Annotated in this window: 20 protein-coding genes and 2 riboswitches; of the genes, 19 read left to right on the top strand and 1 reads right to left on the bottom strand. The window is 56.1% G+C overall.

Annotated elements, in window-relative coordinates; genetic code table 11:
- Positions 1 to 74: 74 nt before the first annotated feature.
- The 17 genes from alr (at position 75) to ACZ5D1_RS10345 (ending at position 18,384) form a co-directional block, all read left to right on the top strand.
- A complete protein-coding gene (alr, locus tag ACZ5D1_RS10425) occupies positions 75 to 1,241 on the top strand; it encodes an alanine racemase (RefSeq protein ID WP_464554846.1) in 1,167 nt (388 codons plus the stop codon).
- A 106-nt stretch (positions 1,242 to 1,347) separates the two neighbouring features.
- Positions 1,348 to 2,385, top strand: a complete 1,038-nt coding sequence (locus ACZ5D1_RS10420; protein WP_464554845.1) for a TRAP transporter substrate-binding protein — start codon at positions 1,348 to 1,350, stop codon at positions 2,383 to 2,385.
- Positions 2,386 to 2,910, top strand: coding sequence for a TRAP transporter small permease (locus ACZ5D1_RS10415; protein ID WP_027181397.1), 525 nt, complete (start codon positions 2,386 to 2,388; stop codon positions 2,908 to 2,910).
- Positions 2,907 to 4,190 (top strand): TRAP transporter large permease, encoded by a 1,284-nt coding sequence (locus ACZ5D1_RS10410; RefSeq protein WP_011367509.1) that lies wholly within the window; start codon positions 2,907 to 2,909, stop codon positions 4,188 to 4,190. The genes ACZ5D1_RS10415 and ACZ5D1_RS10410 overlap by 4 nt, the downstream gene beginning before the upstream one ends.
- A 55-nt stretch (positions 4,191 to 4,245) precedes the next feature.
- Positions 4,246 to 5,004, top strand: coding sequence for a M15 family metallopeptidase (locus ACZ5D1_RS10405; RefSeq protein ID WP_464554842.1), 759 nt, complete (start codon positions 4,246 to 4,248; stop codon positions 5,002 to 5,004).
- A gap of 168 nt (positions 5,005 to 5,172) precedes the next feature.
- A complete protein-coding gene (locus tag ACZ5D1_RS10400) occupies positions 5,173 to 6,750 on the top strand; it encodes a sigma 54-interacting transcriptional regulator (RefSeq protein ID WP_464554840.1) in 1,578 nt (525 codons plus the stop codon).
- Between the two features lie 323 nt (positions 6,751 to 7,073).
- Positions 7,074 to 8,186 carry an alanine dehydrogenase gene (ald, locus tag ACZ5D1_RS10395; RefSeq protein ID WP_027181395.1) on the top strand — a complete coding sequence of 371 codons (1,113 nt, stop codon included), beginning with the start codon at positions 7,074 to 7,076 and terminating at the stop codon, positions 8,184 to 8,186.
- Between the two features lie 136 nt (positions 8,187 to 8,322).
- Positions 8,323 to 8,426, top strand: a riboswitch (TPP riboswitch).
- A gap of 57 nt (positions 8,427 to 8,483) precedes the next feature.
- Positions 8,484 to 8,590: riboswitch (TPP riboswitch) on the top strand.
- Positions 8,591 to 8,732: 142 nt separating this feature from the next.
- Complete coding sequence (gene thiS / locus ACZ5D1_RS10390; RefSeq protein ID WP_011367513.1) at positions 8,733 to 8,933, top strand: sulfur carrier protein ThiS; 201 nt, start codon at positions 8,733 to 8,735, stop codon at positions 8,931 to 8,933.
- Positions 8,933 to 9,727, top strand: a complete 795-nt coding sequence (locus ACZ5D1_RS10385; RefSeq protein WP_011367514.1) for a thiazole synthase — start codon at positions 8,933 to 8,935, stop codon at positions 9,725 to 9,727. The genes thiS and ACZ5D1_RS10385 overlap by 1 nt, the downstream gene beginning before the upstream one ends.
- Positions 9,728 to 9,759: 32 nt before the next feature.
- Complete coding sequence (gene thiH, locus ACZ5D1_RS10380; RefSeq protein ID WP_464554837.1) at positions 9,760 to 10,929, top strand: 2-iminoacetate synthase ThiH; 1,170 nt, start codon at positions 9,760 to 9,762, stop codon at positions 10,927 to 10,929.
- Positions 10,926 to 11,567: a sulfur carrier protein ThiS adenylyltransferase ThiF gene (thiF, locus tag ACZ5D1_RS10375; protein ID WP_027181393.1), complete on the top strand. Its 642-nt coding sequence runs from the start codon at positions 10,926 to 10,928 to the stop codon at positions 11,565 to 11,567. Before thiH ends, thiF begins: the two co-directional genes overlap by 4 nt.
- Positions 11,567 to 12,211, top strand: a complete 645-nt coding sequence (gene thiE, locus ACZ5D1_RS10370; protein WP_011367517.1) for a thiamine phosphate synthase — start codon at positions 11,567 to 11,569, stop codon at positions 12,209 to 12,211. Before thiF ends, thiE begins: the two co-directional genes overlap by 1 nt.
- A 275-nt stretch (positions 12,212 to 12,486) precedes the next feature.
- The gene (locus ACZ5D1_RS10365) at positions 12,487 to 12,972 is read left to right on the top strand and encodes a methyltransferase family protein (protein WP_011367518.1); all 486 of its coding nucleotides are present in this window, start codon (positions 12,487 to 12,489) and stop codon (positions 12,970 to 12,972) included.
- Positions 12,972 to 13,427 (top strand): MarR family winged helix-turn-helix transcriptional regulator, encoded by a 456-nt coding sequence (locus tag ACZ5D1_RS10360; protein WP_464554835.1) that lies wholly within the window; start codon positions 12,972 to 12,974, stop codon positions 13,425 to 13,427. Before ACZ5D1_RS10365 ends, ACZ5D1_RS10360 begins: the two co-directional genes overlap by 1 nt.
- A 111-nt stretch (positions 13,428 to 13,538) precedes the next feature.
- Entirely contained in the window at positions 13,539 to 14,177 is a 639-nt protein-coding gene (locus ACZ5D1_RS10355; protein WP_464554833.1) for a TetR/AcrR family transcriptional regulator, read from the top strand.
- Positions 14,174 to 15,205, top strand: a complete 1,032-nt coding sequence (locus tag ACZ5D1_RS10350) for an efflux RND transporter periplasmic adaptor subunit (RefSeq protein WP_464554831.1) — start codon at positions 14,174 to 14,176, stop codon at positions 15,203 to 15,205. Before ACZ5D1_RS10355 ends, ACZ5D1_RS10350 begins: the two co-directional genes overlap by 4 nt.
- Positions 15,206 to 15,216: 11 nt before the next feature.
- Complete coding sequence (locus ACZ5D1_RS10345) at positions 15,217 to 18,384, top strand: efflux RND transporter permease subunit (RefSeq protein ID WP_455696081.1); 3,168 nt, start codon at positions 15,217 to 15,219, stop codon at positions 18,382 to 18,384.
- Between the two features lie 112 nt (positions 18,385 to 18,496).
- Here ACZ5D1_RS10345 and ACZ5D1_RS10340 read toward each other — a convergent pair whose 3' ends face one another.
- Positions 18,497 to 21,703 carry a DEAD/DEAH box helicase gene (locus ACZ5D1_RS10340; RefSeq protein WP_011367523.1) on the bottom strand — a complete coding sequence of 1,069 codons (3,207 nt, stop codon included), beginning with the start codon at positions 21,701 to 21,703 and terminating at the stop codon, positions 18,497 to 18,499.
- A gap of 224 nt (positions 21,704 to 21,927) precedes the next feature.
- Here ACZ5D1_RS10340 and ACZ5D1_RS10335 point away from each other — a divergent pair, with 224 nt between their 5' ends.
- Together ACZ5D1_RS10335 and ACZ5D1_RS10330 are read left to right on the top strand one after the other, a co-directional pair.
- A complete protein-coding gene (locus tag ACZ5D1_RS10335) occupies positions 21,928 to 23,640 on the top strand; it encodes a peptide-binding protein (RefSeq protein ID WP_051363845.1) in 1,713 nt (570 codons plus the stop codon).
- Positions 23,641 to 25,788, top strand: a complete 2,148-nt coding sequence (locus tag ACZ5D1_RS10330; protein ID WP_011367526.1) for a RelA/SpoT family protein — start codon at positions 23,641 to 23,643, stop codon at positions 25,786 to 25,788.
- Positions 25,789 to 25,810: the final 22 nt, after the last annotated feature.

The raw sequence follows: 25,810 nt of genomic DNA, 5'->3' as shown, positions 1-25,810 counted from the left end.
GCAATATGTACAATTGTATTATGATAAAAAGTATTGCATTGCAATACTGTTTTGCAGAATCAGGAGCTGTCGCTGTGGGATATGAAGCATTTCCCGAGCCGTTGTGGGCGGAGATAGATCTCTGCGCCCTGCGGCACAATTTTTCCGCTGTACGGTCGCACGTCGGAAAGGGTGTACGCATTATGGCAGTGGTCAAGGCCGACGCTTACGGTCACGGGGCTGTGGCCGTGGCACACGAACTGCTGCGTCAGGGGGCTGATGCCTTCGGAGTGGCCAGACTGGATGAGGCAGTGGAACTGCGCGAGAACGGTATCACCCGGCCTGTGCTCATTTTCGGGCCCACCCCGCCGCAGAAGGCTCCGCTGCTTGCCCGCTACGGCATCATACAGACCGTGCATTCCGATACCTATGCAGAGGCGCTGCAGGCGGCGTTGCTGGCCCAGCAGCCCCGCAGGCGGGTGCAGGTGCACATAAAGGTGGACACCGGCATGGGGCGTCTTGGGTATATCGCCACGGGAAACGGCGGTGATGTTCCGTTGGGGCAGGTGTTTGCCGGTTTTTCTTCCCGCACCATGCTGGATGTGTGCGGTGTGTTCACCCACTTTGCCGCCAGCGATGCCGCCGACCCTGTCACGGCGCGCAGGCAGTTGGTCGTGTTTGAACAGGCACTGTCAGAGCTGCCTGTCGGTGTGCGCGACAGGCTGTGTGTGCATGCGGCCAACAGTGCGGCAACCATGGTCATGCCCGATGCCCGTTTTGACATGGTGCGCCCGGGCATCATCCTGTACGGGCTCCGCCCCTCGGCAGAGATGGACACCGCCGGTTTCGACCTGCGTCCGGTGATGAGCCTCAAAGGACGTATAGCCAGCGTCAAGCGTGTTCCTGCCGGATTTACGGTAAGCTACGGGCATACCCACGTGACGGCCGCCGGAACTGTCATTGCGGCTGTGCCTGCAGGGTACGCGGACGGGTACAGCCGCCTGCTTTCGTCCTGCGGCACCATGCTGGTTCACGGCCGCCCGGCCGCGGTAACCGGCAGGGTGTGTATGGACCAGACCATGATTGACGTGGGGCACATTGACGGAGTGCAGGAGGGGGACGAGGTTGTCCTGCTGGGCAGGCAGGGCGCCGAAAGCGTGACGGCAGACGATCACGCCCGTCTGACTTCCACTATTAATTATGAGGTTGTCTCCCGCATACTTGCCCGTGTGCCGCGGGTTTATGTGGAAAACGCAGAGTAATGACCCGCTTGCGCCGGGCGGCGCCGCGGGATTGGTGCTTCCCCTGTCCGTACGGCAGTGCGCCGCAGGCGGGGCGGTTCAACCTTATTCCTATCGGAGGATGTCTATGAAACCATCGGGACATTTTTTCAGAGGCATGAAGCGCTTTATGGCCGCCGCACTGGTCGTGCTGGCTGTTCCGGCGCTGGCTGTGGCCGCCATGACGGTCAAGATGAGTTACAACGGGCCGCCCAGTCTGGAAGACAACGCCGTGCATGCTTTTGCCACCACTTTCAAGGAACTGGTTGAAAAAGAGTCCGGAGGCGGCATTGTCATCGACCTGTATCCCAACAGTCAGCTGGGTAATGAGCAGCAGCGCATGGAACAGGTGATGACCGGTCCCATGATCAATGTGGCTTCTTTCGGCGGTATGGAGACCGTGTTTCCTGAAATGTTCGCCACCAACGTACCCTTCATGTTTGAAAGCTACGCTGCGGCACATGAATTTTTCGACAACAGCTCTTTTATGGATAAAGCCGGAAAAGAGCTGCGTTCGCGCACCGGCATCGAGCTGCTGGCCGTGGTGGAAGAGGGGGGCTTCATTGCCTTTACTTCCAAAAAGCCCGTCAGGTCTCCGGCTGATTTCAAGGGTATGAAATTCCGCGCCATGGATGCCAGCCAGGTAGCCATGTACGAAGCCTTCGGAGCTTCCGGAACTCCTATTCCGTGGACCGAGGTGTATCTTGCGCTTAAAACTGGCGTGGCAGACGGCCAGATGAACCCCCCCACCTATATCATCATCGGCAGCCTGTACGAGGTGCAGGACCATCTCACCCTTGCCAACGTCCAGTATTCCGATCAGTTCCTGTTGATCAACGGTGAACTGCTTGACTCTCTTCCCGACAGCCAGCGTCAGGTAATCCGTAAGGCGGCGCACGAGGCAAACGTCAAGACCCGCCAGTTTGTGGAGTCTCAGGTGGACGAGCGTGTGAAGTTTCTGGCCGGCAAGGGCATGACCGTTTACACCCCCACCGCGGAAGAGCTGGCGCAGTTCAAGGAACTTGGCAGTCCTTCCTACATCAAGTGGCTCAGCGGACAGATTGACACGGCATGGATAGACCATGCCATGGAAGACGCCCGCAAGGCCAATGAGGCAGTGAAATAGATGGGCCGTGTGGCGGACGTCTGTTATAAGGCTTCCGACCTGCTGGAGCGCCTCTGCCTTATGGGGGCGGGGGCTCTCCTCGTGGTCAACCTGCTGTCGGTTATGCTTGGTGTGTTTTCCCGTTTTTACCGTGCGCCCGTGTGGACAACTGATCTGGCAAAGGTCACGCTTGTCTGGATGGTCATGCTGGCTGCTGCTCCTGCTTTGAAGCGCGGCGAGCACATGGCCATTCACATTCTGGTCGACAGGCTGTCTCCCGGCGCCAGAAGGGCGGCTGTGATATTCCGTACACTGGTGTTTGCGGGCATCCTTGTGCTTATGATCTGGCTGGGCGGTGCATATGCTTACAAAATGCGTCTGTTCACCATTATGACGCTGGGAGTGAAAAAAACGATACCGTTGCTGGCGGTACCCGTAGGCATGGCGCTGATGCTTGCAGAATACGCATTGCAGCAGTTCATCGCGCTTGATGCGCTGGCCGCCCGCCCCGTGCGCGGTGCATCAGAGGGGGAAGACGCGTCATGAGCATTCTTTTGCTGCTTGTCTTTTTTGCCATGCTGGCATCGGGGCTGCCGCTGTTTGTGGCCATGCTGTGTACAGCGCTGGCCGGGTTTGCCTACATCGGCGAGTCCGGTCAGCTGAGGCTGATGGTGCAGCAGTTTTATGGCGGCATGGAACCTTTTTCCCTGCTGGCCATACCGTACTTTATTCTGGTGGGCGAACTGATGGGCTGCGCCGGACTGACCAGCAGACTGTTGCGTTTTGCCGAGGCTCTTGTGGGACACCTCAAGGGCGGACTGGGCTATGTGACAGTGGTGGCCAGCATCATTTTTGCCGGTGTCAACGGCTCTGCCGCGGCGGATGCGTCCGCAGTAGGCTCCATCATGATTCCCGCCATGAAAAAAGGCGGATACCCCGACTCGTATGCCGCGGGCCTTACTGCCGGCAGTTCGCTTATCGGTCCCATCATTCCGCCGAGCATTTTTATGATTTTGTTCGGCGCCATGACAAAGACGAATGTGGGCGGGCTGTTTATGGCGGGTGTGGTGCCGGGGTTGCTGCTTGGTGTCGCTTTTATGGTCATGCACCGCATCAGTGCCGCGCGGCTCAACCTGCCTACGGTCAATACGGCCTTTTCCATGCCTGATCTCTGGAGGGCCACCGGCGGAGCCATGGCTGCGCTCATTGCTCCGGGTATCATTATCGGCGGTATCCTGTTCGGGTTCATGACCCCCACCGAGTCCGGTGCCATAGCCAGTCTGTATGTGGTCATCGTGGGTTTTGTCTGGACACGGCAGCTGACGGTGAAGGGCGTGCTGCTGGCGTTGTCGAACACGGTCCGGCTTACCAGTGTCATTTTTGTGGTTATCGGGGCGGCGACTATTGTCGGCTGGATTCTGTCTGCCGAAAAAGTACCGCAGTCCATGGCTCCGGTGATCATGAGTTATGCCTCGAGTCCTGAACAGGTTCTGCTGCTGATAAGCCTGATTGTGTTTGTGGTGGGCATGTTCATGGAAGAAATTGCGGCTCTGGTGCTGCTTACTCCGGTGTTCGCGCCGCTGGCTGTGGCGGCGGGAATTGATCCGTATCATTTCGGCATCGTGATGACACTGAACATCACCATTGCGCTTATCACTCCGCCCATGGGAGCCTGCGTGTACATCGTATCCTCCGTGGGCAATGTGTCGCTGGAAAAAATGTTCAGGCACATCTGGCCGTTTGTTCTGGTGGCGCTGGCCTGTCAGCTGCTGCTGATTTTTGTTCCCGGGATATCTGTCTGGCTGCCGCATATGCTGGGCTATTAACATTGCTGACCGGCGCGGGCTGATGCCGCGCCGGTCGTTTTTTGCGGAGAACATAATGTATAATCACTACAGCGCCCCCATTCCCGCTGTACGTTCCCACAGCTGGGAAGAAGTCTACTCCGTGTCCATTGCCGAAAATAATGAACCGCTGGTTCCGCTGTCACTGGTTCCGGAGAAGATATTGGTGCGTTCGGCCTATTTTGCCGCCGGTATAGGCGGAGCCTTGCCGGAATGTTATGCCCGCCGGAGTGTGTTTGAAAAATTATTGCTGGCGGCCGAAATGTTGCCGCCTGATCTGCGTATGGTGGTGCTGGACGGATGGCGCAGCCCGCAGGTCCAGACGGTGCTGTTCCAGCGCTGCCGCAGTGCTTTGGCCAGAGCCAACCCGCAGGCGGATGAAGATGAGCTGCACGCGCTGACCCAGCAGTATGTGGCACGCCCCGGCTTTGACGCTTCCGCGCCGTCGCCGCATGTGACAGGAGGGGCGGTTGACCTTACTCTGGCAACCCGTTCCGGCAGGCAGCTGTTTTTCGGTTCGCCCTTTGATTATCCCAGAGACATCTCATACACGCGGCATCTGGAAGAACGTCTTGAGCAGGGCATCGCATTGCAGCCTGAGGAAAAAGAGGCCTTGAGCAACCGCCGGCTGCTGTACGGCGTGATGGTCCGGGCCGGATTTGTCAATTATTCCTGTGAATGGTGGCACTTCGAGTACGGCACCCAGCGCTGGGCATTGAAAAAAGGTGAAGATTTTGCCGTGTACGGACCTTCGCGGGTATGTCTGAATCCTTTTGAATCGTTTGAAAAAAAATGAACAGGTCGTCCGGAAACCGTATATCCGGCGTGCAAAGCCTGCGGAGCGGAACAGCTTTGCAGGCTTGTTTGTCCGGTAAAACGGTGTTTTACTGGCTTTGCTTTGCAGCGGGCACTTCCTGAGCCGCCTGGTGGCGGCTGATAATTCTGTATCCGTAAACGGCATGGTATGAAGCTCAAGCTTGAACTTATTTTCAAAGACCGCGTGGGTGTTGTTTCCGACCTTTCTTCATTGCTGGCCGGCCATGCATTTTCCATTTCTTCCATGGAGGTGGAACGTAAGACTGACAAAGCCTTTGTATATATCGAGGCGGAAAAGTGGGACGAGGCCGTGGAGCGGGCGGCGCTTTTTAAAGTGCTCAGCAGAATTCCCGACCTGCTGGAATTCCGCATTATGGAAACATTGCCCGGTGAAGAACGTGAAAAGCGTTTCAAGGTCGTGCTGGACAATATCAGTGACGGAGTGCTGTCCATCGATGCTCGGGGCAGGGTGACAGCCATCAATGCCGTTCTGCGTCAGGTTTACGGCTGCGGCCCAGATGCGGCGGGCAAGCCGCTTGCTTCTCTGGGACTGCCGGATAACGGGCTTCTGGAGTGCCTTGAGGGTAAGGAGCTGCTTAATGCCAAGCGTGAGATAGCCACCTCTGACGGGCGGGTACAGTACTTTGTGACCCGCCGTCCCATACGCGACTCCAATGACCGCATTGTCGGGGCTGTGGAACTGGCCCGCGATATGCGTGAAATCCGACAGCTGGCCCGTTCCATAACCGATCCGGAACAGATCGGATTTGGCGATATTGTCGGCAGGGATGCTGCCATCGCTTTTGCCATCAGCTTTGCAGAGCAGGTTGCGGCAACAGACTCCATCATTTCCATCCGCGGAGAAAGCGGAACGGGCAAAGAGCTTTTTGCCCGTGCCATTCATACAGCCAGCAGGCGCAGCGGACCTTTTGTTCCTGTAAACTGTGCTGCACTGCCCGAGCAACTGCTGGAAAGCGAGCTTTTCGGCTATGAGCGCGGGGCGTTCACAGGCGGCAGGCGCGAGGGCAAACAGGGGCTGTTTGAAGTGGCCCGGGGCGGAACTCTTTTTCTGGACGAGATAGGCGATATGCCGCTTGCATCGCAGGTGAAAATCCTGCGCGTCATACAGGAAAGCAGAATGCGCCGGCTGGGAGGTTCGCAGGAAGTGGCGGTGGACACGCGCATTATAACCGCCACCAACAGAACTCTTGAGCGGCTGGTGGAAGAAGGACGCTTCCGGCAGGATTTGTATTACCGCATCAATGTGCTGCCTATCCACATACCCCCGCTAAAAGAGCGGCTGGACGATATCCCGCTGCTGGTGGAGCATTTTTTGCTGAATCTCGCGGCGCGGCTGGACAAGCCGGCGCGTTCGCTTACCCCCGATGCGCTGGACAAGCTGCGCGCGCATCATTGGCCGGGTAATGTCCGGGAGTTGAAAAACGTTGTGGAGCGTGCGGCCATATTGTGTCAGGGGCAGATAGTGCGCCAGTCACATATACTTTTCAGCCATGAAATCGAAGCCGGCATGTCGCGGCAGGCGTTACGGCAGGGGGCGCGTGTTGCCAGTACAGGACTGCGCGATGCTGTGGCCGACTTTGAACGCGGTGTCATACGCGATGCCCTGACAAGAACGCCGAGTATCCGCAAGGCGGCGCAGGCTCTCGGGGTTTCTCACTCCTCACTGTTGGCAAAAATGCGCAAACTGGGTGTCGGTTCGGTTTGATTTATGTCCAAATGGTTTGATTTTTGACCATCATGCACATGGTTATTTAAAACAGATAGATAGTGCGTATTCTTTGTTTCGCTGGTTTGTTTTTTTACCATTTCTAGCTGTTCAATCACTCATTTCTGCAATAGCAGTACAGTCTTTTTTGATATTTTCATCAAAATAATGTTCTGTTTTTAAACATCTTTTTTCCGGCCTCACTTTTACTTTTCTTCCGTTGTTTTTTAGCTCCGCATTCTGGCAAGGTGTTTGCTTTCTTATGAAAAGGGCGCAGGCATGGTGTCTGCTGCTTTGCATATTTCAGCGTGGAGGAAAGCAATATGATCGTAGGCATTCTCAAAGAAATAAAGTCCGAAGAGAACCGGGTGTCCATGACGCCTGCCGGTGCGGAAGTGATGGTGCATCATGGACATACCGTGCTGGTGGAGAAAAATGCGGGGACGGGCAGCGGATTTCTGGACGAGGCCTACACCAGAGCCGGAGCGGAAATTGTAGAGACTCCTGCAGAGATTTATGCCCGCGCTGATATGGTTATGCACGTCAAAGAACCTCTGCCTTCTGAATACGGCCTTATCCGTGAAGGACAGATTGTGTTCACCTATCTGCACCTTGCCGCAGATGAAAAGCTTACCAAGGCTCTGGTGGACAGCAAGGCGGTATGCATCGCGTATGAAACCATTCAGAAGCCGGACGGAAGCCTGCCGCTGCTTACTCCCATGAGCGAAGTGGCCGGGCGGATGGCCATTCAGCAGGGTGCCAAATATCTGGAGATGACACAGGGCGGGCACGGCGTGCTGCTGGGCGGCGTTCCCGGGGTTGATCCGGGTACAGTTGTAGTCATAGGCGGCGGAGTGGTGGGTACCAATGCCGCCAAGATGGCATGCGGTCTGGGCGCAAAGGTGTACATTCTTGATATGAATCTTGACCGGCTGCGTCACCTCAGCGATATCATGCCGGCCAACTGCTTTCCTCTGATGTCTTCTCCCGCCACGCTGCGCAAGCTGGTACGCGAGGCTGACGTGGTGGTGGGTGCCGTACTGGTTGCCGGCGCCAAGGCTCCGCGTCTTGTAACACGTGAGATGATAAAAACCATGAAGCGCGGATCCGTACTGGTGGATGTGGCCATTGATCAGGGCGGATGTTTTGAAACTTCTCATCCCACAACACACAAGGATCCCACGTTTGTGGTGGACGATGTGGTGCATTACTGCGTGGCCAACATGCCCGGCGCCGTGGCAAAAACCTCCACACTGGCTCTGACCAATGCCACGTTGCCCTATGCCGTGACTCTGGCGGATAAAGGGTGGAAAAAAGCCATGCAGGACAGCCGTGAAATTGCGCTGGGTGCCAACGTGATCGATGGCGAAATCACATATAAAGGTGTGGCTGAAGCATTTGATATGCCCTACGCCGGAGTGGAAAAGTTTCTGTAGAAACAGGCAGATGATCCTGACAGCGTGTCGGGTGCCTGCTGCCGTGAGCAAAAGTCGCACCGGCCGGAAGACTCCGGCCGGTGCTTTTTTTACAAATAAGTGCTTTACAGCATGTGGCCGGTCGGCTACTGTGCGGTCAAACAGCTAGGGGTGCCCGTACGGGCTGAGATTGAAACAGGAGTTTCTGACCCTTGGAACCTGATGCGGGTAACCGCCGTAGGGAAGCTGGCAGACATATCATACATATGCAGCCGGCCTGAGCCGGCTTTTTTTGTATGTATGACCAGGGCGCGTATGCGCCAGTGCTGGGGGGGCCTTGTCAGGCTGAGATTGAAGCGCAAAGCTTCTGACCCCTTGAACCTGATGCAGTTAACACTGCCGAAGGGAAGCCATGATATTTTCATTGCGGAAATGCTGCGGCTTGTCTTTCGGGCAGGCCGCTTTTTTTATGTCCGATGTATGAAAGACAGCAGCGCGCCGCCCGCCGGAAGATTCCGGCGTTGCCGGACGCTGCGGCCTGTCGGGTGCAGAACAAAAGGCGGAACAATGAACATCAGGGTGAATGGTAAAGAGGAAGAGATACCTTCCGGACTCACCGTCAGCGAACTGCTGAAGGGTAAAGGTCTGAATGCAGCTGCGGTGGTTGTGGAATGCAACCGCGCCATCATACCGCCGGACGCATTTGCGGCAACGGTGTTGCACGAAGGGGATGAACTGGAAATCCTGCACTTTGTAGGAGGGGGCTAATGGAACACACAACAACACACAACAACGATCCACTGGTACTTGGCGGACGCGCTCTGGAAAGTCGTCTTTTCATAGGCACCGGCAAGTACGGCTCCGACAGTCTCATACCCCGGGTGGCAGAAGCCAGCGGCGCACAGGTGATTACGGTGGCATTGCGGCGTGTGGACATGCAGGCTGCCGCAGGCAACGTCATGCAGCACATTCCGCAGCATATGCAGCTTTTACCCAACACATCCGGGGCGCGCACGGCTGAAGAAGCCGTGCGCATCGCCCGGCTGGCCCGCGCCGCAGGGTGCGGCGACTGGATTAAAATCGAGGTGATTTCGGACAGCAGGTATCTGCTGCCGGACGGGTATGAAACTGCAAAAGCCACTGAGATACTGGCACGGGACGGTTTTGTGGTTTTGCCGTACATGAATCCCGACCTGTATGTGGCGCGCGACCTTGTCAGTGCGGGAGCCGCTGCGGTCATGCCTCTGGGGGCCCCCATAGGAACCAACAGAGGGCTGCGCACGCAGGAGATGATAGGTATTCTTATTGAAGAGATTGAACTGCCCGTCATTGTCGATGCCGGAATAGGGCGTCCTTCGCAGGCCTGCGAGGCAATGGAAATGGGCGCTGCAGCCTGTCTTGTCAATACGGCCATAGCTTCTGCGGGCGATCCTGTTCTTATGGCATCGGCATTCGGCGCTGCAGTGCGGGCCGGGCGCAGAGCCTGGCTGGCCGGAACAGGCGCCGTGCTGGAAGGGCAGGCGCAGGCTTCTTCGCCTTTGCTGGGCTTTCTGGATTCATGATGTGCAGCCATGAGAAAATGACGGGGAGCGTGATGAGTGAAATCAGCGCTGACATGAGTGTGAGAACCGCACAGGCGGGAGGTTTTTACGAAGTTGTCCGCCAGTTGCAGGATGTGGATGTGCAGGCCGCCTGCATGGCGGCTGACGGATACAGAGTGCGGCAGGCTCTGGCAAAGGATACCCTTTCTCCGGAAGACTTTCTGGCTTTGCTTTCACCCGCAGCCCGTCCGTACATGGAATCAATGGCGCATAAGGCCCGTGATGTCACGGTGCGCCAGTTCGGCCGCACCATCCAGCTGTTTACTCCGCTGTACCTTTCAAACTGGTGTACAAACAGGTGCGTGTATTGCAGCTTCAATGCCTGCAGTGGCATAGACCGCATGCAGCTGGATGCTGCGGGCGTGCTGCGCGAAGGGCAGGCCATAGCCGCCACAGGACTGCGCCATCTGCTGCTGCTGACCGGCGAGGCTCCGGCAAAGGCTTCCGTTGACTACATCCGCGACTGTGTGCGCGTGTTGCGTCCTCTGTTTCCGTCACTGAGTATTGAAGTGTACGCCCTGACCGAGCCTGAGTACCGCACACTTGCCGTTGCCGGTGTGGACGGCATGACACTTTTTCAGGAAACATATAACGAGGCTTTGTACCCGTCATTGCATCCTGCCGGTCCCAAAAGCAATTATCATTTCAGGCTGGGGGCGCCGGAAAGAGCATGCCGTGCCGGAATGCGCAATGTGAATATAGGTGCGTTGCTCGGACTGGATCAGTGGCAGCGTGATGCTTTTATGACGGGTATGCATGCCCTTTGGCTGCAGCACAGGTATCCGGGAGTGGATATTGCTGTTTCGCTGCCGCGTATGCGTCCTTATGCCGGCAGTTTTCAGCCGGTGTGTGACGTGGATGATCGTGCGCTGGTGCAGATACTGCTGGCCATGCGGCTTTTTCTGCCGCGGTGCGGCATTACCATTTCCACGCGCGAACGGCCTGCATTCCGCGATAATCTGATACCGCTGGGAGTGACCCGCATGAGTGCCGGTGTATCCACCGCTGTGGGCGGACATGCTGAAAGCGAACATTCCTCTGTAGGGCAGTTTGAAATTTCTGACCCGCGCAGTGTGGACGAGGTGGTTGAAGCCGTAAGCCGGGCCGGTTATCAGGCCGTGTTTAAAGACTGGCATCCGCTGGAAGACAGCTGCGCGGTATGACGGGTATGTTGCGCAGGGGGTTGGGCAGTCACCTGAAGGAGCATCAGCTTGAGCTTCTGGCAGGTGCTGTGGTGGGGATTGCCGGTGCCGGAGGACTGGGTTCCAACTGTGCGGCCATGCTGGTGCGCAGCGGCATCCGTAATCTGGTGCTGGCCGATCATGACCATGTGGAACCTTCCAATCTGAACAGACAGTGGTTCACGCCGCAGCAGGTCGGGAAGCCCAAGGTGCGCGCGCTGGCCGACAACCTGTATGCCCTGGAACCGGAACTGGTTCTGAGCGTGCATCAGGTGCGTATTGACCGCACATTGCTGCATGATTTGTTCGGCAGTTGCTCCGTAGTGGTGGAGGCTGTGGATGATGCCGCAACCAAGAGCATGATTGTTTCCTACTGCATGGAGCACGGGATTTTTTTTGTAAGCGCTTCGGGCATGGGCGGCTGGGGCGGCCCCGGTATGCAGGTGCGCGGAGTGCGGAATGCCGGCGTGGTGGTGGGAGACATGCAGACTGCCGTGGTCCCGGGGGTACCCCCTATGGCGCCGCGGGTACAGATGGCTGCCGCCATGCAGGCGGACGCAGTTCTTTGCCGGATTCTGGGCCCCTGCGTGACGGCAGATTGTATCAGGGAGCAGGAGTGATGAAGAATAATATGGCTGACTGGGATATCTATTGTCTGACCGATGCCGGACTTTCACGCGGGCGTGATACCGTGGAGGTTGTCCGTGCCATGCTGCAGGGCGGCGCCAGAGTGATTCAATATCGTGAAAAAGACAAAAAAGCCGGTGAAATGCTGCGTGAATGCATGGAAATTCGCAAGCTGACCAGAGATGCCGGTTGCTGCTTTATTGTCAACGATCATATTGATGTGGCCATGCTGTGCGATGCGGACGGCGTACATGTGGGGCAGGAAGACATTCCCGTACCGGAAGTGCGTCGTCTTGTGGGCGACGGAAAAATCATCGGGCTTTCCACCCATTCGCCGGAGCAGTGCTGTGACGCTGTTGCACAGGGCGCTGATTATATAGGGGTGGGGCCTGTTTTTTTCACCCGTACCAAAAAAGATGTCTGTGCGCCTGTGGGGTTTGAATACCTTGATTATGTGGCTGCAAACCACACTGTGCCCTTTGTGGCCATAGGCGGCATCAAGGAACATAATATCGAGGAAGTGGCGGCTCACGGGGCGCGCTGCTGCGCGCTCGTTTCTGCCATTACGGGAGCAGATGACATAGCAGCCACCGTCGCCGGTCTGCGCGGCAGGTTGAGGAGTGCCTCCGGTCGCTGATTACTGTGGTCCTTGTGTCGGCCGTGCATGCTGCGCTGCGAGGGGCCTTTCCGGTGCTCTGGTATCTGTAGCGGGTGCAGTGCCGGCCATATTTTTTTTTCCCCTTGTTGCCGGAATATGCAGGCTGGCCGTTTGTGCTTGTATTTCCGCTGTGTTTGAGTCTGCTGAGCCGCCTTCGGGCGGCTTTTTTTATGAGCGGGCGTTGCCTGATCGATATATTGACAATTTAGTTGTCAATATGACATTTTTATTGTCAATATGACAGGGAGGTGCTTATGCCCGCAAAATCAACCGCTGCGCTGCAGCCGCCGCAAGTATGGATTCTTCCGCCGTTGTTTTTTTATGCCTGCCTTGTGGCTGGAGGCGTGCTTGAGTTTGTCTTTCCTACTTCACTGCCGTTAAGCGGCCGTTTTCTGCATGTGCCGGCGGGGCTTTTTCTGGTGCTGGCAGGAGGCGCGTTCATGATGTGGGGGCATAACCTGTTTACAAGCCGAAAGGTGCAGGTACGCACCGACAGCCCTTCGCATATGCTGGTGGCTGAAGGGGCTTACCGTTACAGCCGTAACCCCATGTATACCGGCGGGGTGGCCATTATGGCCGGTATAGGCGTGATGATGGCAAGCCTGTGGCTGCTGGGTGCTGCGTTTATGCTGTTACTGTATCTGCATCTGCATGTTGTCCCGCGGGAAGAAGCCTACCTCCGTGCCGCGTTTGGAAACAGATATGAAGAGTTTTGTCTCAGTGTCAGAAGGTGGCTGTAATGAAGCCGCATACATGCGCCTGCGGCGCGGAGTTGCACGATCTTTTCCGGCAGGTTGTCAGACTGAATGCGGCGCTGGGTATTATTATGGACAGTGTGCACGAGCAAAGCGGCATGACTACCCCGCAGAAGCGTGTGGCAACGCAGATTGCCGAATCCGGACCGCTTACAGTTCCTGATATCGCCTTTGCTCTGGGTGTTTCCCGGCAGTTCATTCAGACAGTATGCAACGACTTGCACCTTACCGGACTGCTGGAATTCAGAGATAATCCCAAGCATAAACGGTCCAGACTGGCGGTGCTTACTGCTGCCGGACAGCAGGCGTACAATGCGGCAGTCTGCAAAGAAAACGAAATGATCCAGACGATTTTCAGCGGTACAGACGGCACTGATGTGCGCAGGGCCACGGCACTGCTGGACGCTTTGCGCCGCCGCATTGAAGAAACCGCGTTCTGACTGCAACCCGCAGGGCGCCGGAACAATCCGCTCTGCCGTAGTGCTGGCATCGCATTATAAAAAAAGTGAACACTGTTTACTTTTTTTATAATGCGATGTAGCCCATGCCGGATGCAGCAGGCACATACCCCCACGCATAGCGCAAAGAGCATCAAGCATGATGTAAAGCGCAGGATTATTCTTGATGCCGCCCGCCGGATGTTCGCACACGACGGTGCGGGCAGTGTTTCCATGCGTAATTTGGCACGTGAGGTCGGATGCAGTGCCGCGGTGCTGTACCGGTATTTCGGAAGCAGGGAATCCATTCTGTGGGAACTGAGGTGTGAAGGTATCGTGTTGTTGAACGATGCCCTCATGGGGGCGGCAGATGCCGCCGACCCTTTGCTCAGGCTGCAGCAGCTTGGCAGGGCGTATGTGTCTTTCGGGCTTGATAATCTGGAATATTATGAGCTTATGTTTCGTACGCCGTTTTACGAATTCGATGCCGGCTCGCTGCCGGACGGTCTGCCCGATGATGCTCTTGTGCTGCTGCACTCGACGGCAGCGGAATGTCTGGAACTGGGGTATTTTGCCGGAAGCGATGTGACAACCGTGGTCAGCAGCATGTGGTCTCTGGTGCACGGGCTGGTAAGTCTGATACTGAATGGCAGGGCTCCGCTGATGATGGGGGCGCTGGATACACATGCGATGATTGACAGGGTACCGGATTTTATTGCCGGGCTGGCACGGGCTGCCAGAGGAGGAATATGATTGAGGGAAAAGGCGCTCCGGCGCTGAAGATAATTCTGTTGCTTGCCGCATTTCTGGGAGTGTGGCAGGCGTGTTGTCTGCCGTCCGCCGCACAGAGTGCGGCGGCTGTTTTTGTGGTGGAACCGGCGCACAGAGTGGTCACCCTGACCGGTTTTACGCGGCCGCGTACCCGCCTTGCGCTGGTGAGCGAAGTTCCGGCGCGCTGCACGCAGGTGTACGCCGACGTGGGTGACCCCATAGGTGAAAAAGGTGTTTTTGCGACCTTGGACACCACATTTATCAGGCTGGAACTGCAGGCCAACAGGGCCGATCAGCAGCGCCTGAAAAGTGATGTGGCGTATTTTGACAAGGAAACTTCAAGGTACCGGAATCTTGTGGGCGGCAAACACGCGGCGCAGTCGCAGCTGGACGGTATTGTGCGCGATCTGGTGACCGCCAGACAGCAGCTGGAACGGTTGCGCATTGATGAAATGACACTGGCAGAACGCCTGCGGCGGCATACCATCAGTGCACCTTCGGGCTGGCGCGTCATCGAACGCAGTGTGGAGCCGGGAGAGTGGGTGACGCAGGGGCAGAAGCTGGCCGTAATCGGCGACTTTGATACCCTGCTTGTGCCGCTGGCGCTCAGCGTGCGCGAGTTTGAAGCCCTGAAGGCAATGGAGCGCATAGAACTGACTCTGCCCGACAGCGGTACGCGTATTTCTGCCGTTGTGGAGCGAGTTTCGCCCGACTTTGACCCCGCCACACGCAAGATCAACGTCGACCTGCAGGTAACCGGCGAAACCGGCGTCCTGCGCGGCGGCATCCGGACAGAGCTTGCCCTGCGTATGCCGGATGAAGGGGGCGCCGTGGCGGTGCCTCAGTCTGCTCTGACAAGGGCGTACGAGGACTGGTTTCTGGTGCGCCCCGACGGAGAGCGTGTCCGCGTGCTGGTACTGGGCCCCGGTGAACAGGCAGGTACCATGCGTGTGCGTTCCGCGCAGGTGCATGCCGGTGATGTCTTTCTTGTCACCCCCGAGGCAGGGTAGCGGAGCCGTATATGAAATCTGTAGTACGCTTTACCCTGCGCCAGACGGTGCTGCTTAACCTGCTGTTTGTATTGCTGATGGTGGTGGGCGTGTTTGCCACGTTTTCGCTGCCTGTCGAACGGTATCCCAACGTGGATATGGGCAAGGTTGTCGTGGTGGGCTTTTTGCCCGGTGCTTCGCCGCAGGAGGTTGAAGCGCTGGTGACGACAAAGATAGAAGATGCGCTTGACGGTCTGGAGAATGTGGAATTTGTCAGGGCCACATCTTACCGCCAGCGGTCCGATGTCATTGTGAAGTTTCTGGACGATACGGACTACGACGCACAGTATGACGAACTGCGCTTCCGGGTGCTGTCCGTCCAGAATGATCTGCCCGACGCGATGGACCCGCCGCAGTTCATCAAGATAGATATGGACACATGGATGCCGGTGATGTCCGTGAACCTGGTGGGCGACCGCTCCAACAGGGCCCTGACGCTGATGGCGGAAGAACTGAAGATTTATCTTGAGCGGCTGCCCGGCGTAAAGGAAGTGACCATAGAGGGCGAATACACCCGTGAATACCATGTGGAGCTGGACCCGCACCGCATGAGCCGTTACGGGGTGACATTCGACGAGGTTGCCGCGGCGCTTGCGGCAGGCAATGTTTCTGTGCCGGCGGGCGATTTTTCCAGCCATGGCAAGGAATACGCCCTGCTGGTGGATGAACGGTTCCGTTCGCGCGACGATATTGCCGGAACAATCATCCGGCGGGATGGTGACGGTTCGTTTGTCCGCGTGGGTGACGTGATGAGCGGTGCTTTTGTCTCGTACCGCGAGCCGGAGGTAATTGCCTCAGTCAACGGGCGCGACAGCGTGGCTGTTAATGTAATCAAACTGGATAACGGCAATGCGCTGGACATCGGAAAGGCTGTGGAAGCCGTGCTGGCGGAATATGCTCCGGTGCTGGAACGAGAAGGTGTCGAAGCGGTTATAACCCGTGATCAGCGCAGTCATATTGATCAGGCCATGAGCACGCTGGGTTCCAACCTGCTGCTTGGTATTGTGCTGGTATGCGCCGTCATATGGCTGTTCATGGGATTCAGAAACGCCATGGTCACTTCAGTGGGCATTCCCTTTGCGTTTCTTGTCACCATGGTGCTGATGAAGCTTACCGGCAATTCGCTGAACGAAATAACACTCTTCTCCTTTGTGCTGGTGGCGGGCATCATCGTGGATGACGCCGTGGTGGTGGTGGAAAACATCTACCGCCACGTGCAGGCCGGAAGCCCGCTGCGCGAGGCCGTGGTCAACGGAACGGCCGAAGTCGCCCTGCCCATTGTCTCGGCCACAGCCACAACGGTGGCCGCCTTTTTGCCCATGCTTATCATGACCGGCTCCACAGGGCAGTTTTTTGCGCTTATTCCCAAGGCCATCAGCTTTGCGCTGGTTGCTTCACTGGTGGAGTGTCTGTTCATTCTGCCGCTGCATTTTCTGGATTGGCCGGGCAGAGGCCGGCTGGCATCCGGCGATGCTGACCATACCCGTGAAAAGCCTTTCATGATTGCTCTGCGCAATCTGGCAGAGCGGCTTCTGCGGTTCAGCATGCGTTTCCGCTGGCTTACTCTGGGGGCGGTGCTTGCCGCTTTTTCCGTGGCTGTATTCATTTTCGGCGTTTCCATGAGCGGAGTCATGCCGCTCATGCGCATTAAGTTCTTTCCTGATAACTACACCACCTTTTACATTTCCGTGGAAGCACCGGAAGCCACTCCTATCAGTGAAACATCCCGTGTCATACGCGGGTTTGCTCAGTTCATGGACAGCCTCGGCGCGGGCATGACGCGTTCTGCCTCGGGCGTGGCAGGTTATTATCTGGACGATGACTATCAGACAGTCCACGGGTCGAATCTGGGTATGGTGACGGTGGAACTGCCCGTGACCGGTCAGCAGCACTTTGCCGATTATCCCCGTAACGATCCGCAGGCACACCTTGATGATGTCCGGAGCCGCATTGCACAGCACACGCCGGCAGGCTGGCGCGTGCGTGTGCGCGCCGAAAAGGACGGTCCCCCCGTGGGCAAAGACGTCAACGTGCGCGTGCTGGGCAGCGACCCCGCATCGGTTTCTGGTCTTGCGGCGGCCATGCAGACCTTTCTGGAACAGCGTGCCGACATAGCTCCGCACCTTATGGATCTGGGCGATGACACCGGTCAGCCAAGCTATGTCTTCCGGTTCCGCCCGCGCGAAGAGCGTACGGCAGAATACGGGCTGGACACCCGTACAGTGGCCGGACTGGCCGGTTCTGTTCTTGACGGGCGTTTTGTCGGGGAATTCCGTCTGGCTGATGAAGATGTGGACCTGCGGCTGAAAATAGACAACGTGTTTCTGGAAAGGCCTGAGGACGCGCTGGATGTACCGGTGCTGGAACACAGCAGCGGGCCGGTGCGGCTGGGAGATTTGTGCACTGTCTCTTCATACAGAGAGGTAGGCCAGCTGAACCGTTATCAGCGGCAGCGTGCGGTTACCCTGACAGCCAACATCAGGCCTGATGCAGCCATATCGCCCCAGTTTGTCATTCATGCCGTGCAGGAACACTACAGAAAAATAGAAAATGATTTCCCCGGAGCCACTCTTGACTTCAGCGGTGAATTTGCCAGTACGCAACGCTCTTTTCAGTCTCTGATGATGGCGTTTGTGCTGGCGGTGCTGATCATTTATGTGATTCTGGCCACACAGTTTCAGTCATACGTTCAGCCGCTCATTATCCTTTCGGCTGTTGTTTTTGCTTTGACCGGTGTTGTTTTCGGTACGTTTTTCACCCGTACACTGTTTACGGTAAACAGCTTTGTGGCCACTGTGGGGGTTACCGGCGTGGTGGTCAACGATTCACTGGTGCTGGTGGATTTCATGAACAAACTCTACCGTGACGGACTGGACAGAACTGCCGCAGCCATAGAGGGCATGCGCATCCGCTTGCGGCCCATACTGCTGACCACCCTTACAACCATGCTGGGGCTGCTGCCCATGGCGGTAGGTATCCCCAGCTATTCACTGGTTTGGGGGTCCATGGCTTCCACGTTTGTAACCGGCCTGTGCACGGCTACCTTTCTTACCCTTTTTGTCGTACCGGTGCAGTGGCATCTGCTTATGGGGTATCAGGAATGGCGAAGCAGGCGCTTCGGACGGGCAATGCACGAGTAGCGGTGTATCTTGCGCGGCCGCATAGATGTACTGCCGTAGCATGTGGTATAAATAACAAAGCCCCGCTGCAGAGGAATCCTCCGCAGCGGGGCTGATGTTTGCAAAAAGGGCATCAGACGTCGAAAAGCATTTCGAGATCATCGCGGGTAAGCGATTTCCAGCTGTCCTGCCCGGGGATGATGGCGTCGGCCACGCCGCGTTTCATATCCTGCAGCTTGAGGATTTTTTCTTCCACGGTGTTCTGGCAGATCATTTTGTATGCGAACACCTGATTCTTCTGGCCGATACGGTGTGCACGGTCCGTTGCCTGATTTTCCACCGCCGGGTTCCACCACGGGTCGTAATGGATGACATAGTCGGCGCTGGTCAGGTTCAGCCCGGTGCCGCCTGCCTTCAGTGAAATGAGGAAGATGGGAATATCGGGCGAATCGTTGAACCGGTCAACCTGATCGAACCTGTCTTTGCTGGTGCCGTCCAGATAGCAGAACGGCATGTCGTTTATCTGCAGCCAAGAACGGATGATATGCAGCATCTGAACAAACTGCGAGAAAACCAGCACCTTGTGACCTTCTTCGACAATATCGGTGATCATGTCTTTGAAGGCATCGAACTTGCCGGAAGGCAGGTTGGTGGTCAGGCCCGGCATGTCCAGTTTGAGCAGACGCGGGTGGCAGCATATCTGACGCAGCTTGAGCAGGGCGTCCAGTATGGACATCTGGCTTTTGGCAATGCCTTTTTCGTCCACGTCGGCCATGACCTGATCTTTGAGTTTTTTGGCCAGTGCGCCGTAAAGTTCCTGCTGTTCTTCTGCAAGGGCGCAGTAGTAAACGTTTTCCACCTTGGGCGGCAGGTCCTTGGCCACTTCCGACTTTGTCCGTCGCAGAATGAACGGTTTAACCCGCGTACGCAGATATTCCAGAGTTTCGGGATCACCGTCCTTGATGGGCTTTATGATACCGCGCTGGAAGCTGTGCTGCGAACCAAGGAAGCCCGGCATAAGGAATTCAAAGAGCGACCAGAGTTCGAACAGGTTGTTTTCAATGGGCGTACCCGAGAGACATATGCGCAGTCCGGCGTTGATTTTGCGCACGGAACGTGCCGTGATGGTGTTCGGGTTTTTAATGTTCTGCGCTTCGTCCAGAATCAGCGAATTGAATTCGTGTTCCTGCAGTTCCTCCAGGTCGCGGCGGAGCAGGGCATAGGTTGTGATGACCAGATCTGATTCCGAGATATGGCTGAACATGTTTTCGCGGCGGGTGCCGTAGATGATAAGCCTGCGCAGCCCCGGAACGAATTTTTCCGCTTCGCGGTCCCAGTTGGGCAGCACCGATGTGGGCACCACGATCAGGTTGGGACCCGTGCGGCCTGTTTCAACCATATACTGGATGAAAGAAAGGGTCTGGATGGTTTTGCCAAGGCCCATCTCGTCTGCAAGTATACCGCCGAAACCGTACTCCCGCAGAAAGTTGAGATAGCTCAGTCCCTGCTGCTGATATCCGCGCAGAGTTGCATTCAGTCCCTGCGGCGGCTCAATGAGAGTGATTTCTTTAAAGGTATGAATTTTTTCACGCAGTGCGTTCCAGAAAGAATCGGTCTGTACTTCGGGCAGATCTTCAAGAAGATTGTCCAGAAGCGGGGCTTCGTACTGTTCAAAACGCTTTTTAGGAGCCTTTTCAGGGTCCAGTCCCATGGCCCGCAGCTTGTGCCCCAGAGTCTTCAGCCATGACTCGGGCAGGCTGGTGTAAGAGCCGTCTTTCAGCTGCACATAGCGCTTGCCCTGTGTCCATGCCTTCCAGATTTTTTCAATGGGTACACTCTGGCCGTCATATTCCACATTAAGATCCAGCGAGAACCATTTTTCTTCCTCGTTGGATTCCACCTTGGCAGAGATGACCGGCTGTGAAAGGCGCACTTTATAACGCGAAAGCGCTTTTTCGCCGTACACGCGGTATTCCGCAATGAGCTTGGGGTAGGCATCCAGCAGGAAATTGATGGCTTCTTCAGGCTCGAGAAACCAGACACGGTTGTTACGCGGCTGGAAGTTCATTTCGATGAGCTTCTGAGTGAGCGCTGCTTCTTCCTCCTGCTGACGGCGCAGCAGGAACGTATGTCCTTCAAAAGGATAACTGCCTGTCTGGAATTCGGGATTGGGACCGGGCAGCAGGAATTCGCCGTGTATTGTTTCGTAGATGTTCTGGATCTGCAGTGTAAGCAGACTTCCTTCCTCGTCCAGATACAGTTTGGGATTGTAGCTGGCGGGGACGAAAATCGGCTCCATATGCTCAAGAAACTCTTCCTGCCCATACAGGTCGGAAGCCGGCAGCTGTGTCCATACCCTGTCCAGAAATTCGGAAATGTCTTCCTGCGGGATAGCCGGCGGATGCTGCACCATTTCCTGAACCAGTCCGGAACTGAGGCTGGTGTGCACGGGGTAGAAACCGCGGCGCCAGCATACCCAGAGCGGCAGCTGTCCGTGAAAGGTCACTTCCGAGTCCAGAATGGACTGCGGCGGCTTGCCCTCGCGGTGCAGCAGGACGTCAAAGCCGAGGCCGTCTTCCGCAAGGCGGGGCTGCAGCTTGAGTCTCATGGTCGAGCTGTCTATGTGGCAGGGCTTTTCCGTTTCCTGCCAGAAAAGGTAATATTCGTTGCGTATGGTCCACAGAAACCATGTAAGCAGTCCGTCGGGTATTTCTATTCTGTGCCCGTGATAGTCAAGGTACTGACCTATCTGATGGGCCACTGCCGGCAGATCGGGCGACAGCTCGCACCAGTCCGGATTGCGGATGATCTGTTCCAGAGTGATTTCGTTGTGAACGGTGGAAAGACCGGATTTGTTCTGCCGGGCACGGAACAGCGAAACCTGCAGTCTGCCCGGTTCGGGATGAAAGCGGAATATCAGATAGTGTTTGCCCGCTTCCGGCTCCAGCTCGGTGGAGAAAAAATTGCGGAAGCTCTGGCGCCACTCGGTTTTCGGGGCAACCGGTTCCGCATCGTCCGATGTTTCAAGCGAAGCCAGCAGCTTGAGAGCCGCAGCCCCCACATGTCTGCACACGCCGGAAAAAGAATCCGGACAGTTGCACATGTAGTTTACGGTTTCTTCACCGATGCTCAAAGAAAGTTTGGGCGAATAGTTCTGAAAGTCATCGCCTTGGATATGTGCCTCAACATCCCAGTAGCCCTCACCTTTTTTCAGGCTAAGTTTAAGGACTCCCCCGCTGTTGAGGATATTATGCGAACCGTCGATGATGTATTCCGGAATCGTGTCCGTCACGAATTCCTGCAACATCGTCTTTACGGTCGTCTCCTCTTTTCTATCCATGGTGTGATCTAGCTCCTTTGCGGCCTTTTTATGTCTGCTGCAGCAGCTCCCGCCTCGAGTGTGCATTGCATGCGGTGCAAGGCCGTTTCTAGTACTAGGTGAAAACCTTACTGTTTTCAACGCAACGGAACTTTGGTAGATGTTTATCATAGGTCGTGCGACCTGTGCCCCATCGACCGAGAATACCGTATCCGCCGGAATTGGCAATAGCCTGCGAGGTTTTCATGAATCGTGTTTATGTTGTTTTTGTCAGCATGCTGTTTTTGCTGACTGTCACGGCATGTGACAACAGTGCCGGTGACAAGCCTTCCGGCGGAACCGCCGGAAACGCCACTGTGGTTTCTGCCGTCACAGGTTCCCCCTCCGGAACGCAGAATGACGGCGAACCAGCCTACGGTGGCCGTATAATCATAGGGTCCATAGGCGAACCCACCAACCTTATCAGCGCGCTTGCGTCAGACAGTGTCTCGCGCGAGATAACCAGCTGGCTTTACATAGGCCTGCTGCAATACGACAAAAATCTGGAGATTGTTCCGTGGGCTGCCGAATCCTATGACGTGGAAGAAGGCGGAACGCTGTTGCGTTTTCGACTCCGTAAAGGAATAAAATGGCAGGACGGTACGGAACTGACAGCAGACGATGTCGAATTTACCTACAGGCTGATGATTGACCCCAAAACCCCCACGGCGTACGCCAGTGATTTTCTGGCGGTAAAGGAATTCCGTAAAGTAGACCGGTACACCGTAGAGGTGCGCTACGAAAAACCTTTTGCGCGTTCCCTCATCACGTGGATGAGTGACATACTGCCCAGGCACCGGCTGGAGGGGCAGGATCTGCTGACGACGCCGTTATTGCGAAAGCCCGTGGGGGCTGGGCCCTACAGGCTGAAAGAATGGGTGCCCGGAAGCAGGGTGGTGCTGGAAGCCAGCGACACCTACTTTGAAGGGCGCCCGTATATTGATGAGGTGGTTTACCGCAACATTCCTGATTTGGCTACCATGTTCCTTGAATTAAAAGCGGGCAGGCTCGATATGATGTCGCTTACCCCGCAGCAGTATAAATTTCAGACAACCGGCGGTGACTGGGACACACAGTGGCATAAATTCCGCTACCTGTCTTTCGGCTATGCTTTTCTGGGGTATAATATGGAGCGCAGCCCCTTTGACGAAGCACCTGTGCGCCGTGCGCTTTCCTGCGCCATAGACAGGAATGCGCTTATCGCGGGTGTGCTGCTGGGGGAAGGTCGTGCCACCGTAGGGCCTTACAAACCGGGAACATGGGTATATAATGACAAGCTTGCGGATTACCCCTATAGTCCGCAGGAAGCCCGCAGACTCCTTTCGCAGGCAGGTTTTGCCGACGCCGACGGGGACGGCATACTGGAGCGCGGGGGCAAGCCTTTTTCATTTACCATACTGACCAATCAGGGAAATGATCAGCGCGTGAAGGCGGCTACGATCATCCAGAGCCAGCTTAAGCAGGTTGGCGTGGATGTACGCATCCGCACTGTGGAATGGGCGGCTTTTATCAAGGAATTTGTGGAAAAAGGGCGTTTTGATGCCATCCTGCTCGGCTGGAATATTCTGGAAGACCCGGATATATTCATGGTGTGGCATTCCTCGCAGGCGGTTGCCGGCGGGTTGAACCTGACAAAATACCGTAACGACAGGGTGGATACGCTGCTTGAGCAGGCTCGCTCAAAGCTTGACCGCGACAGCAGAAAGCCGTTGTATGATGAAGTGCAGCGCATCCTGCACGAAGAACAGCCCTATTCCTTTTTGTATGTACCTTATGCTCTGCCCATTGTGCACAGCCGGTTCAAAGGGGTTGAACCCGCGCCCAAGGGCATAATGCATAATTTCATCCGCTGGTGGGTTCCTGCCGGGCTGCAGCGTTATTCCTCATCCGGACCAGAAGACGGGACAAAGAAGAAATAAATGATCCGCATTCAGGACATACTCGATACCATTGCCGAATACAGGCAGGACGCCGACATTGCGCTTATCCAGAAAGCGTATGTCTTTTCTGCCGCCGCGCACGCCGGACAGACGCGTCTTTCCGGTGAACCGTACCTGATGCATCCGCTTGCCGTGGCGCACAGTCTGGCAAAGATGCGTCTTGACGAGGCTTCCATCGCTGCCGGTCTTTTGCACGATACGGTGGAGGATACGAGCACCGGCATTGAAGAGATCGATTCGCTTTTCGGCGAAGAAGTGGCTGATATCGTGGACGGTGTCACTAAAATCAGCCAGATGACGTTTGAAAGCAAGGAAGAGGCGCAGGCCGAAAACATCCGCAAGATGGTTCTGGCTATGGCGGAAGATATCCGCGTGCTCATCGTCAAACTGGCGGACCGGCTGCATAACATGAGCACTCTGGACTTTCAGAAACCGCACAAGCAGAAGCTCATCGCGCAGGAAACCATGGACATTTATGCCCCGCTGGCAAACAGGCTGGGGCTGCACCGCATTAAACTGCAGCTGGAAGACCTTTCGCTGCGGTATCTGCGTCCTGATGTGTGGAGTCAGCTGTCTGACTGGCTGGAAAAAAAGCGGGTTGCAGACAGCGACTACATTGACAATGTCATCAGTCTGCTGCGCGGTATGCTGGATGAAAACGATATTCCCGGCAAGGTTAAAGGGCGTATCAAACATATCAACAGCATCTACCGCAAGATGGTGCATCAGAACCTTGCTCTGGACGAGGTGCCCGATGTCATCGCGTTCCGCGTTATCGTGGATGACGTAAAAAACTGCTACGCCATGCTGGGGCTTGTACACGCCGCATGGAAGCCCATTCACGGACGGTTCAAAGATTACATTTCCATGCCCAAAGCCAACATGTATCAGAGCCTGCACACCACTGTTGTGGGCCCCGGGGGCGAGCGCATAGAAATACAGATACGTACCGAGGAAATGGACAGAATGGCGGAGCACGGGGTTGCTTCGCACTGGCTGTACAAAGAGGGGCAGCGCGTAAAATCCAAGGACGTCAGGCAGTTTGCCTGGCTGCGTGAAATGCTGGACTGGCAGAAGATGGAAAGCGACTCGCGCGAATTCATGCGGTCGCTGAAATTCGATCTTTTCAAGGAAGAAGTTTATGTCTTCACCCCGCGCGGCGAGGTGAAGGAACTGCCCGAAGGCGCAAGCCCCATCGACTTTGCCTATCTGATACATACCAAGGTGGGAGACCACTGTTCCGGCGCCAAGGTCAACGGCAAGCTGGTTCCGCTTTCGACCAAGCTGCATAATGGCGACACCGTTGAGATAATAACCGATGCCAACCGCCATCCCAGCCGCGACTGGCTCCGGTTTGTCAAAACAGCCAAGGCACGTACCCGTATCAACAACTATATCCGTACGGAAGAACGCAGCCGCAGCATTGCACTGGGCCGGGAAATGCTGGAAAAGCAGGGCCGGCGCATGGGGCTGAATGTGCCCAAGCTGCTTAAGGAAGGCGGTCTGATGCCTGTGGCGGAAGAATTTTCTTACCGCGAGGTAGAAGAGCTGCTTTCTGCCGTGGGGTATGCCCGCCTTACTCCGCGCAAGGTGCTGCGCAAGCTGCTGCCCAAAGAAGAGGAACCCGCACGTCAGCCGGAGGTAAAAGCTCCGGAACCACAGAAGTCGCGTCGTGAGTCTGACAGTGTGAGCATCAAGGGCGTTGACGATGTGCTGGTGCGTTTCGGCAAATGCTGCAATCCGGTGCCCGGTGATGCCATTGTGGGGTATATCAGCCGCGGGCGTGGGGTGACCGTGCATACGTCGGACTGTGTCAACGTGCAGGCCATGGAACCGGAACGCCTTATCAGTGTGTTCTGGGACGGCACCGAAGGCAAACCCTATCCGGCACGCATCCACATGCTTTGCCATAATGAAATAGGCGGTTTTGCCAAGATTACCACACTGCTGGCGGAAGAGCAGGTGAATATCGATGCATGCCACATGCGGTCCAATGTTGACGGACGTTCGGAGCTGGATGTGACCGTGGAGGTACGCGATGTGGCTCATCTGTACCGTACCATCGACAGGCTGCGTCATCTTGATGCCGTCATCGAAGTGACAAGGCACTCCTCGCACAGCGAATAGTTTTATCCGGATGCCATTTAAA

This window comes from Oleidesulfovibrio vietnamensis, assembly GCF_055388115.1.
The sequence above is the reverse complement of the archived record's forward strand: the minus strand, read 5'-3'. Positions and strand labels throughout refer to the sequence as shown.

Excerpts from the sequence above, each read along its gene's own strand:
- thiF (WP_027181393.1), top strand. The coding sequence starts at position 10,926 with ATGACGGGTATGTTGCGCAGGGGGTTGGGCAGTCACCTGAAGGAGCAT.
- ACZ5D1_RS10350 (WP_464554831.1), top strand. The coding sequence starts at position 14,174 with ATGATTGAGGGAAAAGGCGCTCCGGCGCTGAAGATAATTCTGTTGCTT.
- ACZ5D1_RS10360 (WP_464554835.1), top strand. The coding sequence starts at position 12,972 with ATGAAGCCGCATACATGCGCCTGCGGCGCGGAGTTGCACGATCTTTTC.
- ACZ5D1_RS10420 (WP_464554845.1), top strand. The coding sequence starts at position 1,348 with ATGAAACCATCGGGACATTTTTTCAGAGGCATGAAGCGCTTTATGGCC.
- ACZ5D1_RS10340 (WP_011367523.1), bottom strand. The coding sequence starts at position 21,703 with ATGGATAGAAAAGAGGAGACGACCGTAAAGACGATGTTGCAGGAATTC.
- ACZ5D1_RS10415 (WP_027181397.1), top strand. The coding sequence starts at position 2,386 with ATGGGCCGTGTGGCGGACGTCTGTTATAAGGCTTCCGACCTGCTGGAG.
- ACZ5D1_RS10385 (WP_011367514.1), top strand. The coding sequence starts at position 8,933 with ATGGAACACACAACAACACACAACAACGATCCACTGGTACTTGGCGGA.
- ACZ5D1_RS10405 (WP_464554842.1), top strand. The coding sequence starts at position 4,246 with ATGTATAATCACTACAGCGCCCCCATTCCCGCTGTACGTTCCCACAGC.
- ald (WP_027181395.1), top strand. The coding sequence starts at position 7,074 with ATGATCGTAGGCATTCTCAAAGAAATAAAGTCCGAAGAGAACCGGGTG.
- ACZ5D1_RS10410 (WP_011367509.1), top strand. The coding sequence starts at position 2,907 with ATGAGCATTCTTTTGCTGCTTGTCTTTTTTGCCATGCTGGCATCGGGG.
- ACZ5D1_RS10345 (WP_455696081.1), top strand. The coding sequence starts at position 15,217 with ATGAAATCTGTAGTACGCTTTACCCTGCGCCAGACGGTGCTGCTTAAC.
- thiE (WP_011367517.1), top strand. The coding sequence starts at position 11,567 with ATGAAGAATAATATGGCTGACTGGGATATCTATTGTCTGACCGATGCC.
- ACZ5D1_RS10330 (WP_011367526.1), top strand. The coding sequence starts at position 23,641 with ATGATCCGCATTCAGGACATACTCGATACCATTGCCGAATACAGGCAG.
- thiH (WP_464554837.1), top strand. The coding sequence starts at position 9,760 with ATGAGTGAAATCAGCGCTGACATGAGTGTGAGAACCGCACAGGCGGGA.
- ACZ5D1_RS10365 (WP_011367518.1), top strand. The coding sequence starts at position 12,487 with ATGCCCGCAAAATCAACCGCTGCGCTGCAGCCGCCGCAAGTATGGATT.
- ACZ5D1_RS10355 (WP_464554833.1), top strand. The coding sequence starts at position 13,539 with ATGCAGCAGGCACATACCCCCACGCATAGCGCAAAGAGCATCAAGCAT.
- ACZ5D1_RS10335 (WP_051363845.1), top strand. The coding sequence starts at position 21,928 with ATGAATCGTGTTTATGTTGTTTTTGTCAGCATGCTGTTTTTGCTGACT.
- ACZ5D1_RS10400 (WP_464554840.1), top strand. The coding sequence starts at position 5,173 with ATGAAGCTCAAGCTTGAACTTATTTTCAAAGACCGCGTGGGTGTTGTT.
- thiS (WP_011367513.1), top strand. The coding sequence starts at position 8,733 with ATGAACATCAGGGTGAATGGTAAAGAGGAAGAGATACCTTCCGGACTC.